Genomic DNA, 4,085 nt, shown 5'->3' with positions numbered 1-4,085 from the left:
CTTGACGACCTTGCCTGCCGAGAGCCTTATCAGCTTTCCGCAGGGTCTTCTACACCGAACTGTTGCCGGACCTGAAGCGCCAGGGCAAGACCATCATCGTGATCAGCCACGATGATCGCTATTTCGAAATGGCGGACCAGTTGATAAGGCTCTCGGCAGGCAAGGTCGTCAAGGAAACCGAGACGGCGTGAAACTTTTTCATCCGGTTTTCCGTGGGTAAAACGTCATACTAAGAGAATTGAGAAGCGATCTCATTTATTTGCAACTTGCCAACCTAAGAAGAGCAATCACCCATGCCAGCACCACACGGTCTCAGTCCTCTGAGTAAGGCGTTTTTGATGCGCCGTGCCTTCCAACGCAGGATGCTTCCCCACTCGCTCGCCATGGCCCTGAGCCTGCCGCTGGCGGGATATGTCCAGGCGCAGGAAATCGAGTTCGACATCCCTCCCCAGGCGCTGGGCAGCGCACTCCAGGAGTTCGGCCGCCAGGCGGATATCCAGGTGCTGTATCGCCCGGAAGAGGTCCGGAACAAGCGTAGCAGTGCGATCAAGGGCAAGCTGGAGCCGAACCAGGCGATTACCGAGCTGCTTCGTGGCACCGGCGCATCGGTGGACTTCCAGGGCAATGCGATAACCATCAGCGTCGCCGAGGCGGCGGACAGCAGCGTCGATCTCGGCGCCACCATGATCACCTCCAACCAGTTGGGCACCATCACCGAGGACAGCGGCTCCTATACGCCAGGCACTATCGCCACGGCGACCCGCCTGGTCCTGACTCCGCGCGAGACACCCCAGTCGATCACCGTGGTCACCCGCCAGAACATGGACGACTTCGGCCTCAACAATATCGACGACGTCATGCGCCATACGCCGGGCATCACCGTCTCGGCCTACGACACTGACCGCAACAACTACTATGCCCGCGGCTTCTCGATCAACAACTTCCAGTACGACGGGATTCCCTCGACGGCCCGCAACGTCGGCTACTCCGCGGGCAATACGCTCAGTGACATGGCCATCTACGACCGGGTGGAAGTACTCAAGGGGGCGACCGGCCTGCTCACCGGTGCGGGGTCCCTCGGCGCCACGATCAACCTGATCCGCAAGAAACCTACCCATGAATTCAAGGGCCATGTCGAACTGGGCGCGGGCAGTTGGGACAATTACCGCTCCGAACTGGACGTCAGCGGCCCGCTGACCGAGTCCGGCAACGTCCGCGGCCGGGCGGTAGCCGCCTACCAGGACAAGCACTCGTTCATGGATCACTACGAGCGCAAAACCAGCGTCTACTACGGCATCCTCGAGTTCGATCTGAATCCCGACACCATGCTTACCGTCGGCGCCGACTATCAGGACAACGATCCCAAGGGATCGGGCTGGTCGGGCAGCTTCCCGCTCTTCGACAGCCAGGGCAACCGCAACGACGTCTCCCGCTCCTTCAACAACGGAGCCAAGTGGAGCAGTTGGGAACAGTACACCCGCACCGTCTTCGCCAACCTCGAGCACAATTTCGCCAACGGCTGGGTCGGCAAGGTGCAGCTCGATCACAAGATCAACGGCTACCACGCGCCCCTCGGCGCGATCATGGGCGACTGGCCGGCACCGGACAACAGCGCCAAGATCGTTGCGCAGAAGTACACCGGCGAAACCAAGAGCAACTCGCTGGATATCTATCTCACCGGCCCCTTCCAGTTCCTCGGTCGCGAGCACGAGCTGGTGGTCGGCACCTCGGCTTCCTTCTCCCACTGGGAGGGCAAGAGCTACTGGAACCTGCGCAACTACGACAACACCACCGACGACTTCATCAATTGGGACGGCGATATAGGCAAGCCCGACTGGGGTACCCCATCCCAGTACATCGATGACAAGACCCGCCAGTTGGGCAGCTACATGACCGCCCGCTTCAATGTGACCGATGACCTGAACCTGTTCCTAGGTGGACGCGTGGTCGACTACCGGGTAACCGGCCTGAATCCGACCATTCGCGAGTCCGGACGCTTCATTCCCTACGTCGGCGCGGTCTACGACCTGAACGATACCTACTCCGTCTACGCCAGCTATACCGACATCTTCATGCCGCAGGACAGTTGGTATCGCGACAGCAGCAACAAACTGCTCGAACCCGACGAAGGCCAGAACTACGAGATCGGCATCAAGGGCGAATATCTCGACGGACGACTCAATACCAGTCTCGCCTACTTCGAGATTCATGAGGAAAACCGCGCGGAGGAAGACGCCCTCTACAACAGCAAACCGACCAACCCCGCCATCACCTACGCCTACAAGGGCATCAAGGCCAAGACCAAGGGCTACGAGGCGGAAATCTCGGGTGAACTGGCGCCAGGCTGGCAGGTTCAGGCTGGCTATACCCACAAGATCATTCGCGACGACAGTGGCAAGAAGGTTTCCACCTGGGAGCCTCAGGACCAGTTGAGCCTCTACACCAGCTACAAGTTCAAGGGCGCCCTGGACAAGCTCACGGTCGGCGGCGGCGCCCGCTGGCAGGGCAAGAGCTGGCAGATGGTCTACAACAATCCCCGCAGCCGCTGGGAAAAGTTCTCCCAGGAAGACTACTGGCTGGTGGACCTGATGGCCCGCTACCAGATCACCGACAAGCTGTCGGCCAGTGTCAACGTCAACAACGTCTTCGACAAGACCTACTACACCAACATCGGTTTCTACACCTCGGCATCCTATGGCGATCCACGGAACCTGATGTTCAGCACTCGCTGGGACTTCTGAGCCCGACTGCGAAAAAGAACGCCCCGCAATGCGGGGCGTTCTGCTTCTCGGCTACCCCACGCGACCCATCGCCGAAGACGCCTGTCGGCACGACACCAAATGATTCCTGTACAGAAACAAAGAGCCCGCCTGAAGGCGGGCTTTGAACGGAACGGACCTGAGATCAGCGCCCGGCACGCTCCAGGGCGGCCCGGAAGCTCTGCACAAACTCAGGGTGGTCGATGATCTTGTCGTGCCGGGTATCCAGCACCCGCACCGGTTCGACACGCTCAGCCCCGATCGCCTCGGCCATCGAGCGCTCCACCGCGCTCCGCTGGATGGCATTGGTGCTGCGCGCGGCCCACCAGAGGCTGACCTTCGCCGTCAGACGCGGGTAATCCATCGCTTTCAGGCGCTCGTCGAGGATCTGTTTCAACTCCCAGGACACTTCCAGTTCGTTGCTCTGTGCGATTTCGCTGCGCAGTGTCGCGAACTCGGCGCCGATCTCCGCTTCCGCCCAGTCGCTCATCCTCGTCCAGCGCTGCTCATCGTCCGTCGTGGCGGAGCAGATCGATGACCAGGCCCGTTCGATATGCTCGGCCCGCTCCGGAAACATGACACCGAGCAGTTCCACCCGCATCTCGCCCACGGATAGGTTCGGGACTGCCTCCGGCGTCGGCCCGATCTCGTTCCAGAACGCTTCGACCCTGACCGGTGCCGGCGCATCGATCCAGCCGACGAAGGCCACCTGCCGCCCACGCTGCTCCAGCCGGGCCGCGACATCCATCGCCAGGTTGCCGCCGAGCGACCATCCCGCCAGGTTGAAAGCCCCTTCGGGGTGCTCCTGCAGCAATTGCTCGGCGTATTCCGCAACCATATCGTCCCACTCCGGCACCTCGCGACCAGCGCCCAGCAGGGCACGGCAGACAACACCCTTGACCGGATGGCGATCCCGCAGCGCCATGGCGAGGGTCTTGTAACAATGCACAGAGCCGAAACTCGGATGGAACATGAACAGCGGCGAACCTTCGCGCCTGCCGTTGAGCGGCACCAGCAACGACTCACGCGCCTGCCCCTCGATGCATGCCGCCTGTTCCGCGACGCTGGCATGGGTCATCAGTTGGCTGATGCTCAGCGTAGCCTGGCAGGTATCGCCGATCCGCTCCTTGAGCATCAGCAGCAACAATGAGTGACCGCCCAGTTCGAAGAAGTTGTCGTCCAGGCCGACCCGTTCCACTCCCAGGATCTCCGCCCAGATCGCTGCGATGCGCTGCTCCAGCTCGCTACCGGGCGCTCGATAGGCCTGTTGCGACAGGCTCGCATCCGGTTGCGGCAACGCCTGCCGGTCGAGCTTGCCATTGACCG

Annotated in this window: 2 protein-coding genes and 1 pseudogene; 2 read left to right on the top strand and 1 reads right to left on the bottom strand. The window is 61.3% G+C overall.

Going from position 1 to position 4,085, the window contains the following annotated elements; genetic code table 11:
- Window positions 1-32 precede the first annotated feature (32 nt).
- Together FFS27_RS33895 and fpvA are read left to right on the top strand one after the other, a co-directional pair.
- Window positions 33-191, top strand: a pseudogene (locus tag FFS27_RS33895) (hypothetical protein); the annotation flags it as partial.
- 102 nt (window positions 192-293) lie between these two features.
- Window positions 294-2,741 carry a ferripyoverdine/pyocin S3 receptor FpvA gene (gene fpvA / locus FFS27_RS29665; protein ID WP_003139291.1) on the top strand — a complete coding sequence of 816 codons (2,448 nt, stop codon included), beginning with the start codon at window positions 294-296 and terminating at the stop codon, window positions 2,739-2,741.
- A 163-nt stretch (window positions 2,742-2,904) separates the two neighbouring features.
- Here the strand turns inward: fpvA and FFS27_RS29660 are convergent.
- Window positions 2,905-4,085, bottom strand: a 1,181-nt coding sequence (locus FFS27_RS29660) for an alpha/beta fold hydrolase (RefSeq protein WP_137952409.1), incomplete at its 5' end; no start/stop codon positions are given.

It is taken from the genome of Pseudomonas sp. 2VD (genome assembly GCF_005503585.1).
In the GTDB taxonomy this organism is placed as follows: domain Bacteria; phylum Pseudomonadota; class Gammaproteobacteria; order Pseudomonadales; family Pseudomonadaceae; genus Pseudomonas; species Pseudomonas aeruginosa.
The sequence above is the reverse complement of the archived record's forward strand: the minus strand, read 5'-3'. Positions and strand labels throughout refer to the sequence as shown.